The organism is Bradyrhizobium genosp. A (genome assembly GCF_049949275.1).
In the GTDB taxonomy this organism is placed as follows: domain Bacteria; phylum Pseudomonadota; class Alphaproteobacteria; order Rhizobiales; family Xanthobacteraceae; genus Bradyrhizobium.
On sequence record NZ_CP188196.1, the window covers coordinates 7,065,544 to 7,078,658 of the forward strand.

Here is a 13,115-nt window from a genome sequence, read left to right on the forward strand (position 1 = left end):
ACGTCTGGTCGTGACCGTCGTCCCGGACTGCGTTTCCCAACTGGCGGCGCCCTGCCAGGCGGGTCAGCACTCACTCGGCTGACAGCCAGCTATTGGCCGGTGAGCTTCTTACGGCATCCCTACGCCGGCAGTGGCAAGCTCGGTCCGCCATCCGCCCTCGCACCAACGTCACGTAGCGCGATTCACGGTAGCGGACCTCATGATGTCGCGACTGCGTCTTTAGCAACCTTGAGCGGCGACGCCTTGACCGACTTGCTGGCTGGCTTGGCTGCGAATTCCATCGGCTCCTTCGTGAAAGGATTAACTCCGCTGCGGGCTTCGGTAGCAGGCTTGTTCACGACCGACATCTTGACGAAGCCCGGGATGACGAACTCGCCAGACTCGTTCAACTGATTGTAGCCGACGGTCGCCAACTGCTCGATGACGGCCTTTACGTCACCTTTGGAAACTTGCGTTCCTTGAGCAATTGCGTCAATGAGCTGATTTTTGGTCATCTTGGTCACGATGAATTCCTTTGTAGCGCGGAACGATACAGTGCGTGGCGTATCGCCGGCTCTATTGCTCTTGCGCGAACACGGCAAAACTACACGAAATTGGTTCGTTCACCAGGCGATGAAGTCGACCAGCTTAAAACCTATCGGAAGCAAAAACACAACGATCTTTGTTTCCAGCACTCGCTCACTGGTCACAGGTGGACGGCGCATGCCCTATTCGGTATGCAGGTCAATGTTTTGAAATCGGCCGAGCTAGTCAATGCAGCAATCAGAGCCAGTCCATCTCGGTTCTCGCAGACGAGTAATGATCGCATTAGCTTCATTCGCGATGACAGAGCGAGCCTCATTCTAATTCAGACTTCGTAACGCTCGCGCTGACAGGTCACCTCCGAAGGAACTCAGGGCCCGCGAGTACTGGTAGCGTCGGGACAGAAGCACAAAGCTGATCCCCTCTCTCCTACCGGCGATGCCCTAGAGAGATACCGAGCTTGATTGCCTTTTGACGGAGAGAACCTTCCGTCCTTTTCATAGACTTCGCGATCTTCGCTACGGGCACCCTAGCCTTGGAGTGCGCGCGAAGTTTTTTGACGTCCGCCTTCGTGTACTCGCGGCGGACTACCTTCTTCACTTTCTTCGCCATTGGAAATCTCCACTCGTTTGTTGAGCGGGGCTTCTAGCACGAAAGACCAAATTAGCAATGTTGCGACGCGTCGCATTTCATGCGATTTATAGACCGCTTTTGCGGATTCACTTCGTCCTGATATCTGCAAAATGCTGCCTTCTATTCAGTCAACTACAATTGAGACACTGAAGGGCTTTCCGGACGCAATGGCGGCCCGATGTTCGGGGGCGCGCGTCATAGTACCGCCGTCAAGTGTGCATCGCATGCGATAGGAGTGATGGTGGCACTGGCAGCAGGTCTCGGCGCTGAATCATCTGTGTGTGCGCCATTTGTAGTGCTGCACTCGGAAAATCTGTCGACAGTGGATGATTTTGATTCGCGTAGAGGTCCAGGCGGCGTCGCGAATTCTGCTATCACGCTGCGCGTTCGTCACAGCCATTACTCTTCTGCAGACTTTGCCTGCTTGACTGAGTGATCCTGCGCGGCCCTTTTCTTCTTCGCCTTGTCCAGCATCTCGGCTGGCCACCGACCGGCTTTCGCATCCTGAAGCACAGCTTGTTTCAACACCTCCCTCACCTCCACGAAGGCTCTGGTTTGAGGGTGCTCAGCGAGCGAAATCAGGCTGAGCTCCCGCGTCAGAGTAGGTTGAGCAATCCTCCGCGCATGAACGGCGCTTCTCAACAGATCGCTTCCCACAGTTGACCTTGCCAAGATGGCGCACCCGAGACCGGCCTCGAGCGCTGTGCGCATAATGTTCAGCGAATCGACTTCAAGCTTCGAGCTTGGCTTGATCTGATTACGGAGAATTTGCGTTTGAATGATCGCGCGCGACGTCGGCGGCGTAAGTCCGAGCACCGCGCCCTGAGGTATATCAACAAAGGCAATCGGCGCGTTCGAACGCCCGATGATCTCAGGTCGGCCGATGAGAAACAGTTCTTCTTCCAAGAGGGCCTCGCGTTGCAATCGCGCATCGCTCGACGGATTGAACACAAGAGCAAAGTCGAGGGCGCCCGAAAGCACCCGCTCGGTTAAATGCGGGCTCAGCCCTTCGCTAATCGTCAGATGGACGTTGGGACAAGCCGTCCCTACGGCTTGCATGATCGACAGGGCGCTGACAGCAGCCGCGGTATGGCTGAGGCCGATTGCGACCGGCCCGGTAGCCACCTCCGTGAATGTCTTGACGTCGATCTCCGCCTTCGTCATCGCAGAAAGAATAGCGCCCGCGTGCTCATACAACCTGCGCCCGGCCGGGGTCAGAACGATCCCTCGCGGCCGCCGATCCAACAGGCTTACGCCGAGCTCGGTCTCGATCTCCGAAACATGATGGCTTAGCGCCGACTGCGCGATGTTGAGTGCTTCTGCTGCACGTGCGAACGCGCCGGCGTCTGCAATCGCCACGAAGTAGCGCAGTTGCCTGAGACTGAGCGTCATATGGATCCTGCGCTCCAAATATGTGCGCGGCCGGTGGCGGCCGGCCTCGGCCAACATCTAAAATATCGATAGCTCCTACATGGAACGTATAATTCTTAGACGCCTCCAAGTCTATGGCTCCAGTTCAACGCAGGAGCGCCTGCGCTTGCTCGAGATCACGTTCCGAAATAGCGACCGCTACGATGGTTGATGGCGATTACGGCGTTGAGCGACGCGGCGCCGAGTATGGAGAGTGCGACCTTCTCAGGTGTCGCGACAAAGAGCCCGAGAGCCAAAATCAGGCAGTCGCCGCATAGCTGCACCCACCCAGCGCGGAATCCACGTCGTTGTTGCAAGTACAGGCCCAGAACCGTGAGACCGCCGAGGCTCGCACCATGACGGATGAGGATCAGAATGCCGACACCGGCGCATTGTCCCGCCATGACAGTAGCAAAGACCGCGTTGATTGACGCAATGGCGATGACATGTGGCAAACATTCCACGAAGACACCGACGATGCTGGTCGCAGCAAAGGTGCGAAATGCGAACTGCCGCCCAAGCGCGAGCCAAGCGAAAATGTAGAATGGCAGATTGATAACGAACAGCAGGAGACCCAGCGGCCAATGAGCAAGGTAGTAGATGATGACGGCCAAACCTGCAGTCCCACCGGTCAGCAAACCCGCCTGCTTGAAGAGCGTAATGGCCAGCGCCGTAAACAGCGAGCCAGTCAGCAACGCTTGTAAGTCTTCCCAGCGCGTATGTGGCACAACGGAACGGAGTTCGGTGCCAGCTGTGCGCCTGGCATCGGCCAATGTCTCGCCGCCGGCATTCACCAGGGTTGAGCTCCGTTTGAGCTGACTTTCAGGGCTACCCACGAGTGCTGGCAGCGTCAACGTTGGCCGGCTTGGGCTAGTTGGGGAGCATTGAGCTGTTCCACACTTTGTATTGCGAGAACGCCTGACGACCGCAAGCTTGCGATCTCGCGCTCCAAATAGCCGACCGCGAACAGCACCTCGTCGGTGTGCTCACCGACGCGCGGCGGTTGACGGTGAAGACCCAATCTTTCCCGCGCCTCGCCGAATTCAAGCGGCAGTGCCGGAATCCCGACTTCGGGACCGCCCCCGAAACCCGACACCGCAGTAGAAAGCAGTCCGCCATGAGCGAGCAGATGCGGATCGGTCGAGAGTTCATCAGGCCTGCCGACGCGGGAGTACGCCACCCGTGCGGCCTCGCACGTCTCGAGAATTTCTGACAGTGGAAGCTTTGCGAGCCGCTGTTCGAGCTTGGGAAGGATCCAATCTCGCGCCTCGCAACGTTTTGCATTGCTTGCGAGCCGCTCGTCGTCGCGCCACTCATCGAACCCGAACTGTTCGCAGAACCGCTGCCAGTGACCGTCCGACGTGCAGCCGATGAAGACCTGACCGCCGTCGCTCGCAGTAAAGACGTCGTATATGCCCCAGGCATTTTTCCGGGCCGGCATCGGCGGCATCGGCGCCCCAAGCACAGCACTTCCGACGATCATGGAGCCGAGCATAAAGGTCGCACTCTCGAACAGAGAACTTGTGACCTTCTGGCCCTTGCCGGTCTGATCCCGCTCGCGAAGTGCCGCGAGTGCTGCGGTGACCCCGAACACGCCACCGAGAATATCGATAACCGGAGCCCCTGCCCTGAGGGGGCGCCCCGGCGGCCCGGTCATGTACGCCAGCCCCGACTGCATCTGGACGACTTCATCAAGCGCACCCCGATTTTCGTAAGGTCCTTTCAGAAAGCCCTTCATGGAAAGATAGACGAGACGGGGATTGATCTTTCGTAGATCCTCCCATCCGCAATTCAGCCGCTCGATCGTGCCGGGGCCGAAATTCTCGAGCACGATATCCGCATCTTTGACAAGTCGATGTACGACGGCCTGCCCCTCCGGGCGCTTCAGGTCAACGGCGATCGAGCGCTTGTTGCGGTTGTAAGTCGCGAAGAACCCTGCCGCGAACCCCGGCAGCCTCCGGGTTGGATCGCCGTCGACCGGTTCGACCTTGATGACGTCTGCGCCGAGGTCAGCGAACAAGACACCTGCGCATGGCCCCATGATGGTATGGCCAAAATCGAGAACCCTCAGACCTGCAAGAGGCGTCGGCGAGCTTGTCGTCATACGGTGTTCCTTCTGAATGAGGCGAGAGTGCCCGAACGGAGGGCCGCACTCGGCAGGCTGTGCCCGACAATCCGTTCCGCCAGTCGACCCACCTCGATGAGGGCCGGCACATCGAGCCCGGTCGAAATTCCCATCTCCTCGCAAAGCAGAGCGAGTTCTTCGGTGGCAATGTTGCCCGGCGCTCCCGGCTGGCCAGCGAAGGGACAGCCTCCCAACCCGCCTACCGCTGTGTCGAAGCTCGTCACTCCCACGCGCAGTCCCTCGTAAGCGCAGGCGATTCCCTGCCCGCGTGTATCGTGGAGGTGGAGGGCGACCTTGAGCTTCGGCCAGCGGTCGCGAACCGCTCCCACTGCAAAGGCAACGCGTATCGGCGTAGCCCAACCCATCGAGTCCGCAAGGGTGACATCGTGGATCTCGACTCCGGCATCGCATGCGATTGCAAGCGCATCGGCGACCGTCTCGACCACCATTGCCGTGGAGATGTCGCCGGCAAAGTTGCATCCGAACGCCGCCATCACGATGATCTTCCCGACTGGCAGGCCTGCATCGCGATGGACTCGTACGTACTCCGTCATAGCTTCAATTTGGCCAGCGCGGTCGCGGTTGAGGTTTCTGATCGCAAAGGGCTCAGATGCACTCAGCGAGATAAACCCCTCGAGTCGCAATTTCTCCTTGAACGCGAGTGCGCGCTGGAGCCCCGCCCCGTTGAACCATACGGCCGAATATTCGATTCCCGCGCGCGGCTTGAAGCCCTCGAACACAGCCTCGGCATCCGCCCACCCAGGCACGTGCTTGGCATTGACGAAAGAGCCCACCTGGATGCGTGAGAGGCCACACTCCGAAAGCGCATCGATGAGCGCAATCTTGTCGGCTGTCTCGATCGGGCCCTTCTCGATCTGAAACCCCTCGCGCGGCCCCTCTTCGCTGATGACGACGCGCTTCGGCAGGTCCATTGCCCTCGCCTCCCGGATTATTCTTGATAGTCTCCGAACGTGGAATGTCGGCCAGCCATCTGACAAATACAATTTGGAGATTGGGTCCTTCTGGGAATTAGATTGTTGTTGGCGAGGGGCGGTGGTCAGGCTATTCGACCATCCGTATTGGATGATCCTCCTTTGGTCTTTCCGGCCGCTTTGGCAGCCCGCCGCGCCAACACGGCGCCTCTTCCCTCGGCAGCACGGGACCGTTCTGGTTTCGAGATTGCCCCTATCGCTAAGTTGTACTGGTGCAGATCGATCGGGCGCGACAATCCTTTTGAAGGCTGACGGTCGACCAGCCGGAAAATGTTCGCTCCTCACACGAAGCGGCAGACCAACAACGGGAGGACAGATGATGCGGCTTAGTTCCGCACCGCCGAATGGGTGCGGGCCTTCTGGCTTGGCCGCCGGATTTCTTCGAAATCAGCATGAAAGCAATGGATGCGCCGCGCCTGGATCGCGCGATCGTCGTCATCGCCTTGAGCCACGACCATAGATGGCCGTCCGGCACGTACTTTGGACCGCACAAACAATAAATCAGGAGGGGAGGAAATGAGTATAGTGAATGTCACCGACGTAGCAGTCGGTACTCTGGGCACTTCGATGACGGGTGCGACCAGCGGCGAGGTCCGCAGCCCGTCGACCGAGATGGCGGCCGCCGAAGTCGCGGCACGGCTCGATCGGCTGCCGGCGAGCCGCTATCTCTGGAAGCTCATTGTTCTCGTCTCTCTCGGTGGCTGGTTCGAGTACTATGACCTCATCTACACCGGCTACATTGCGCCGGGTCTAACGAGCTCCGGCCTCCTCACCACGACGACGACGACGTTCTTCGGATATACCGGAATTGCCGGCCTGATTGCTGCGACCTTTGCCGGTCTGTTCGTAGGGACCTTCTTCTGCGGTCGGTTGACCGATCGATTCGGCAGACGAGCCGCCTTCACGTGGTCCGTCGTGTGGTACTCCGTCGCGTCTGTTGTGATGGCCTTCCAGACGTCTCCCGAAGGGTTGCTGATCTGGCGTTTCCTGGCAGGGATCGGTATCGGCGTCGAGATCATCACTGTTACGACTTTTATCATCGAACTCGTCCCAGGGCACATGCGTGGCAAGGCAATTGCGCTCAACCAGGCGATCATGTTCACGGGTTCGCCGATTGCGGCCCTGCTGTCGGCCTGGTTGGTTCCGACGAGCTATTTCGGGCTGGAGGGCTGGCGCTGGATCGTGCTGATCGGCTCGACGGGTGCAATTGTCGTGTGCTTCCTGCGTGCGAGCCTTCCGGAAAGTCCCAGGTGGCTGGCCCAGCGTGGCCGAAAGGAAGACGCGCTCAGGGTGGTTGAGCACATCGAGCAGCAGGTTGCCCGCGACACTGGACGTGCACTGTCCGATCCGGCACCGGTCCGCAACGTCGCCCCGACGCCCAAAGTGCAGTTCCTTGAACTGCTCACAGGCTCCAGTCGATCGCTCGTGCTGGTTCTGCTCGTGTTCAACCTGTTTCAGGCGATCGGTTACTACGGCTTCACAAATTGGGTACCGACACTCTTGCTTGCCAAGGGTATCGTCGTCACGAAGAGCTTGCTCTATACCTCCGTTATTGCAGTCGCGAGCCCCGTTGGGCCACTGCTCGGAATGCTGGTTGCCGATCGCATCGAGCGAAAATGGCTCATCGTGGCAGCCGCGGGGTCGATTTCGATCTTTGGGCTGGCGTTCTCGCAGGCCTCCGGGCCCGCATTACTGATCATGCTCGGTGTTTTGATCAACCTCAGCAACTCGATGATGTCGCTCTGCTTCCACACCTACCAGAATGAGGTGTTTCCAACCCGCATTCGCGCCCGAGCGGCGAGCGTGGTCTATTCCGCCAGCCGTCTGAGCGCCATGTTCTCCGGTTTTCTCATTGCCTTCCTTTTGCGAGACTACGGCATCACGGGGGTATTCGTTGCTATTGTCGGTGCAATGGCCATCGTGATGATTGTCATTGCTGTCTTTGGCCCCGCGACGAAGAACAAGTCGCTAGAGCAGATCTCGGGTTAGGTGCGTTGTGGTGAGCGTAACGGCTATGGCTACAGGAGGCACGGGCACCTGTGTCGACACATCGTGTACGAACGGCTGCGTGCTTGGCAGGGCTTTCGACGCCGGCCTCACATGGCCAGAGGCTCGCTCGCTTGAAAGCCGGCGAGAACCGGATGGAGTTGGGCAAGCGCTTGGAAAGCACGCAGGGTAAGTTTCCGATGAGGACGGCACGAACACTCTTCGAAAAAGTTTGGGACTCTCACACGGCCACCAGCCGTGGGACGAGAGACTTGCTGACGGTCGATCGCGTCCTTCTCCATGATATGACGTCGCTCCCGGCTTTCGAGCTGCTTCGTGAGCGCAACCTGCCCGTCGCAGAAACCGGCCGCACCCTGGCCGTCATCGATCATACCGTCGCGACTGCCCCAGGCAGGACCGAGGAGACCTATCCGGTGATGGCGCCCACGGTGCGGTCCTTTCGACGAGAGGTGATCGGCCGCGGTATTCAATTGTTCGGGCTTGGCGATCCTTCGCAGGGAATCGTGCACGTCGTGGCGGCCGAGCAAGGCGCGATCCTGCCGGGTATGACGGCTGTCTGCGGCGACAGTCACACCTGTACCAATGGCGCGCTTGGCGCCATTGCATTCGGCATCGGCAGCACTGAAATTGCACACTCTCTCGCGTACCAGGCGCTATGGCTCCCCCGTCCAAAAAGCCTGCGCGTGACTGTTGATGGCCTTCTCAATCCTCTGGTCAGTGGAAAGGACATTGCACTCGCGATTATTTCCCGTTTTTCGACGGATGGTGGCGTCGGCTGCGCCGTCGAATACGCTGGAAGCGCAATTCGTCGCTTGACGGTGGAAGAGCGGATGACGCTCTGCAACCTGTCGATCGAGTTCGGATCACGAATTGGCCTGATCGCGCCGGACGATGCGGTCTTTTCCTATCTTGAGGGACGACCCAGAACCCCGAAAGGTGCAGCGTTCGATGACGCAGTGGCTGCCTGGCGCAGGCTTGCTAGCGACGACGAGGCGCCCTACGACAAGGAGTACTCGCTTGATGCGAGTTCGATCGCACCGATGGTAACTTGGGGGACCAGTCCGGAGGATGCCATTGCGGTAGACGCGTCCATTCCGCAGTTGGATCAGGCGCGCAACCCAGCCCAGCGCTCGCGCTGGGAACGAGCGCTGTCTTACGTCAAGCTTCAACCCGGCTCGCCCATGGTCGGTACGCCGATTGATGTTGCCTTCATAGGCTCTTGCACCAATGCGCGATTGTCCGACCTTCGAGCGGCCGCCCGCGTTGTCAAAGGGCGAAAGGTCGCCCAGACAGTGCGCGCGCTGGTTGTCCCTGGCTCGTCCAGCGTGAAGCGGCAGGCCGAGGCCGAGGGGCTCGACCAGATCTTCCGCAGCGCTGGATTCGAGTGGCACGAGTCCGCATGCTCGCTCTGTGTGTCACTCGGACCGGATGTGGTCGGTCGAGGAAAGCGATGCGCGTCCACATCGAACCGGAATTTTGAAAACCGCCAGGGCCCTGGCTCGATCACCCATTTAATGAGCCCGCCGATGGTTGCCGCAGCCGCCCTCACCGGTTCGATTACTGATATCAGGAGCTTTGCATGACTGAAAGGCTCACGCGTATTCAGGGTCTGGTGGTTCCGCTGCTCTGGGACAACGTCGACACAGACGCGCTCGTCCCTGCTGCTCCTCTCAAGAGGCTCGGCGGAAATGGGCGGGAGCGTTCGGGTGAAATCCTCTTCTATGAATTCAGATACGATTCCGATGGCGCCCCCAAGCAAGACTTCGTGCTCAATGATGCGCAATTTGCGGGGGCACCTATACTGGTCGCAGGCGAGAATTTTGGCTGCGGTTCCTCGCGAGAGGTCGCTGTATGGGCATTGCAGGATTACGGCTTTCGCGCCGTGATCGCGCGCAACTTCGCTGATATTTTTGAGCAAAATGCGTACAAGAACCAGCTTCTGCCTGCTGCCGTCGATGCGACGAGCTACGCAAAGCTCGTCGCAGCACTGCATCGATCCCCGCTCTCAGTAACGATCGACCTCATCGAAAGCTGCATTCGAATTGGCGACGACGCGATCGGATCATTCAGCGCTGACGAGATGGGACTGGAAATGATTGTCACCGGTATGGATGAGTTCGCTCTCACAGCACGGTACTTGCCAGATATCAGGGCATGCCAGAACCAGTTGGTCGAAGCGCATCCGTGGCTCGACCCTCAAAGTTGAAACGTTCTTTCACGGCGGCAACGAATAAGGACCGGTCAACTGGCGGCATGCGCCGTCTCAAATGACGCTGAAGTGATTACCGCCGTGAGCGAACGCGAGTCCTTGGGAGACAATTAGCGACTCGCGCGCCGCCAGCGAGCCGAGTAGTGGCAAATGGCGGCAGGTGCCCTCTTGGGCTCCTCCCTGCACTAGGCCCGGATCTTCATCCACAATCGGCGATGAACGTGGCACACGCCTCCACGCTATCAACACCGAACACGAGCTCATTGGGGCCAATAATTTTCACGGTCGTCCTCCACTATTGTCTTTTTTCGGACGCCCCCAACTCACCCCCGTTGCTGACGAGGGCTGATCTTTCGCGGCGCGACCAGCATACGATCTGGCAATTCATCAAGTTAATGGATAGTTTAAATCCCCTCTATTCAGCAAATCTATAAATTCGGAGCTGCAGTTGCGATTCAACAAGCTCGATCTCAACCTCCTCGTGGCTCTTAACCACTTGATCGTCACAAAATCCATCAGTGGGACGGCAGAGCGCATGAACCTCAGCCAATCGGCGATGAGCAGCGCGCTCGGTCGGCTGCGGCAATATTTTGACGATCCGTTGCTCGTTCGCGTCGGCCAAAAAATGGAGTTGACAGTGCGTGCGGAAACGTTGCGCACGGAAATTGCCGACGTGCTGACGCGCATTGAGGCGGCATTGGCCACCAAGCCGGCTTTCGATCCGAAGGTCGCGAGTCGAGAATTTCGGCTCCTCGTCTCAGACTATTCGCTACATACAATCATTCCGCCGGTACTTCAGCTCACAGCGTCCTTTGCCGATCACATCCGCTTTCGATTTTTGCGGCTGACCGAGAAGCCCAATGTCATGATCGAGCGGGGTGAGGCCGATCTTCTGATCGCGCCCCGCGTTGTTTGTTCACCGGAACATCCTTCGGTCAAGCTTTTCGAAGACGATTATTGCTGCGTGGCATGGCGGCGCGGCAAATACGGCAAAGGACCGCTGACCCGAAGGGCTTTCGTCGCGGCGGGTCACGTGCGATATCTTTCCTCGCCGACTGCGGGCGCTCTCGATTCCGTCCTGCTGGATCAACTGGAAATCGCGCGACGCACGGAAGTCTCGACGTTCGCGTTTTCCTCCGTGCCCCACCTGGTCGTCGGGACCGACCGCATTGCGGTCGTTCATCGCCGTACGGCGCAACTCTGGGCGCGCCACCTCCCCATTACGGTTCTGGAGATTCCATTCCCGTTGGAGCGGTTCGAACAGCAGATGCAGTGGCATCAGTACCGCAGCCGCGACCCCGGTATCACTTGGATGCGGGACATCTTCGAGCGAGCGGCATCTAAGATGGCGTGTGACTAACGCGAAGGATTTCTTTTCGTCGTGCCGACACGAAGGCGCGAACGCGGACAATCGCGTGACCATCCACCAACTCTATCACCGTAACGACGCGAGCACGCTCGAGGCCATCGCCGATGCCGCATCAGGAGGTGTATTGACGATCCCGATCACGAGAACTTTCCAGTTGAATGAGATCGGCGCGGCAAGAAGGGTGGTCGCCGCCGGCATCCAGGGCAAGGCCGTGCTGAAACATTGAACGCCAGCGATGGTGGAACAAATCTGTGATCGGCTGTTTGTCAGACATTTAAGCCGGCCGCCGAACCTTGTGCGGTCGCAATAGTCAATTCGCAAATAGGCGGGCCAGACTGAGAGGTGTTCGCGCGGAATGAGCATGAGCGGCCCGATTTTGGTGCTGGGCGGTTTTAAACCCGGCCCTACTTCAATCGCGGATCGCGCGCGATGAAGTCCAGAAAACTGCGCACCTTGGCTGTGAGGTATTTGCGCGTGGGGTAGACCGCGAGCAGGCGGCCCGCAAAAAACAGCCTGTCGGGCAACACGCGTTCCAGCCGACCGGCGGCGAGATCATCAGCAACAAGCCATTTCGGAAGGAACGCGAAGCCCATGCCCTCAAGACAAGCGTGGTGCATCAGCGTTTCGTTGCTGCTTTGCAAGACAGGGGTGAATCTGATCGCCCTGCGCCCTTGCTCGGAGTCCTGCCTCACCACACCGTCGGCATGCACGAGGCTGTAGGCGAGGAGCGGCGCGCCCTGCAGATCATCAAACGAACTGGGACGCCCTCGGCCGTCGAGAAACCTGCGCGAGGCGACGAGGAAGAACGGCGCATCTGCGATCGTCCGCGCGATCAAGCCAGGATCAGGAGAGGCGGTTACACGAAGCGCGAGATCGAACCCTTCCTCGACCAGGTTGACGAGCCTGCCACTGAGCTCGACATCCAGCATCACATCAGGATGGCTCGCGCGATAATCGGCCAGCAGTCCTGCGAAGAGTGGATTCGCCATCCACACGGGCGCCGTCAAACGCAAACGCCCTCTTGGAGCAACAGCAGTCCGACTGATGCCTGCCTCCAATTCGTCCAGCCCGTCCAGCATCTGCCGAGCCTGTTCGAAGTAGAGGGCACCGGTTTCGGTCAGGCTGACATGTCGGCTCGTGCGATTGAGCAGGCGCACCGCAAGGCGCGCCTCGAGATGCATCACATGCTTGCTTGCCATAGCAGGCGACATGCCGAGGCGCTCAGCCGCCGCAGTGAAGCTTTTCAGCTCCGAGACGGCGCAGAACACCCTGATGTTCATAAGTGTATCCATCGGACTTTCTCACAGACCCGGCTAACTAACAGGCCCCTCCATCATCAACTATCAGGAAATGATGCTTCAATGATATCCCCCATGATCAATCGGAGAGAAACCCTCAAATCATCGCTTCCAGCCAGCCGAGAGAAAAGCCGATGATTGATTTCGAAGCCTGGTCCCCGCGCGTGCTTGCCGTCGTGAGGATCATTGCCGCCTTGCTGTTCGTCGAGCACGGCCTGATGAAACTTGTTGCCTTCCCGACCGCAATTCCGGGGCTGCCGGCCCCCCTGCCGGGCATCATGCTCGCCGCCGCGCTCATCGAGGTCGTGGGCGGTGCGCTGATTGCGGTCGGACTGTTCACCCGGGCCGCTGCATTCATCTGCTCCGGGGAGATGGCGGCCGCCTATTTCATATTCCATGCACCGCAGAGCTTTTGGCCCGCAATCAACCAGGGGGACGCCGCCATCCTCTTCTGCTTTGTCTTCCTGTACTTCGTGTTTACGGGGGCTGGCGCCCTGAGTGTCGATGCTTACTTGCCAGCCTCGCGGCAGCACCTCGCAAGAGCATGACC

Annotated in this window: 12 protein-coding genes; 6 read left to right on the forward strand and 6 right to left on the reverse strand. The window is 59.1% G+C overall.

The window, feature by feature from the left end; genetic code table 11:
- Positions 1-197 precede the first annotated feature (197 nt).
- The 5 genes from ACP2YP_RS33125 to ACP2YP_RS33145 form a co-directional block, all read right to left on the reverse strand.
- Positions 198-503: an HU family DNA-binding protein gene (locus tag ACP2YP_RS33125; RefSeq protein WP_426420389.1), complete on the reverse strand. Its 306-nt coding sequence runs from the start codon at positions 501-503 to the stop codon at positions 198-200.
- 1,051 nt (positions 504-1,554) lie between these two features.
- Positions 1,555-2,547 carry a LysR family transcriptional regulator gene (locus tag ACP2YP_RS33130; RefSeq protein WP_426420390.1) on the reverse strand — a complete coding sequence of 331 codons (993 nt, stop codon included), beginning with the start codon at positions 2,545-2,547 and terminating at the stop codon, positions 1,555-1,557.
- A gap of 155 nt (positions 2,548-2,702) precedes the next feature.
- Positions 2,703-3,359, reverse strand: a complete 657-nt coding sequence (locus tag ACP2YP_RS33135; protein ID WP_426420391.1) for a YitT family protein — start codon at positions 3,357-3,359, stop codon at positions 2,703-2,705.
- 56 nt (positions 3,360-3,415) lie between these two features.
- Complete coding sequence (locus tag ACP2YP_RS33140) at positions 3,416-4,669, reverse strand: CaiB/BaiF CoA transferase family protein (protein WP_426420392.1); 1,254 nt, start codon at positions 4,667-4,669, stop codon at positions 3,416-3,418.
- On the reverse strand, positions 4,666-5,622 hold the full coding sequence (locus ACP2YP_RS33145; protein ID WP_426420393.1) for a hydroxymethylglutaryl-CoA lyase: 957 nt from the start codon (positions 5,620-5,622) through the stop codon (positions 4,666-4,668). Before ACP2YP_RS33145 ends, ACP2YP_RS33140 begins: the two co-directional genes overlap by 4 nt.
- Positions 5,623-6,207: 585 nt before the next feature.
- Here ACP2YP_RS33145 and ACP2YP_RS33150 point away from each other — a divergent pair.
- The 5 genes from ACP2YP_RS33150 (at position 6,208) to ACP2YP_RS33170 (ending at position 11,493) form a co-directional block, all read left to right on the forward strand.
- Positions 6,208-7,671: an MFS transporter gene (locus ACP2YP_RS33150; protein ID WP_426420394.1), complete on the forward strand. Its 1,464-nt coding sequence runs from the start codon at positions 6,208-6,210 to the stop codon at positions 7,669-7,671.
- Between the two features lie 197 nt (positions 7,672-7,868).
- On the forward strand, positions 7,869-9,272 hold the full coding sequence (gene leuC, locus ACP2YP_RS33155; protein WP_426426342.1) for a 3-isopropylmalate dehydratase large subunit: 1,404 nt from the start codon (positions 7,869-7,871) through the stop codon (positions 9,270-9,272).
- The gene (gene leuD / locus ACP2YP_RS33160) at positions 9,269-9,895 is read left to right on the forward strand and encodes a 3-isopropylmalate dehydratase small subunit (protein ID WP_426420395.1); all 627 of its coding nucleotides are present in this window, start codon (positions 9,269-9,271) and stop codon (positions 9,893-9,895) included. Before leuC ends, leuD begins: the two co-directional genes overlap by 4 nt.
- Before the next feature lie 451 nt (positions 9,896-10,346).
- Complete coding sequence (locus ACP2YP_RS33165; RefSeq protein WP_426420396.1) at positions 10,347-11,258, forward strand: LysR family transcriptional regulator; 912 nt, start codon at positions 10,347-10,349, stop codon at positions 11,256-11,258.
- On the forward strand, positions 11,251-11,493 hold the full coding sequence (locus tag ACP2YP_RS33170; RefSeq protein ID WP_426420397.1) for a hypothetical protein: 243 nt from the start codon (positions 11,251-11,253) through the stop codon (positions 11,491-11,493). The genes ACP2YP_RS33165 and ACP2YP_RS33170 overlap by 8 nt, the downstream gene beginning before the upstream one ends.
- A gap of 178 nt (positions 11,494-11,671) precedes the next feature.
- On the opposite strand, the gene ACP2YP_RS33175 is transcribed toward ACP2YP_RS33170, so the two are convergent.
- Positions 11,672-12,559 carry a LysR family transcriptional regulator gene (locus ACP2YP_RS33175; protein ID WP_426420398.1) on the reverse strand — a complete coding sequence of 296 codons (888 nt, stop codon included), beginning with the start codon at positions 12,557-12,559 and terminating at the stop codon, positions 11,672-11,674.
- Positions 12,560-12,699: 140 nt separating this feature from the next.
- On the opposite strand from ACP2YP_RS33175, the gene ACP2YP_RS33180 reads away from it, so the two are divergent.
- Positions 12,700-13,113: a DoxX family protein gene (locus ACP2YP_RS33180; protein ID WP_426420399.1), complete on the forward strand. Its 414-nt coding sequence runs from the start codon at positions 12,700-12,702 to the stop codon at positions 13,111-13,113.
- The last annotated feature ends 2 nt before the right edge of the window (positions 13,114-13,115 follow it).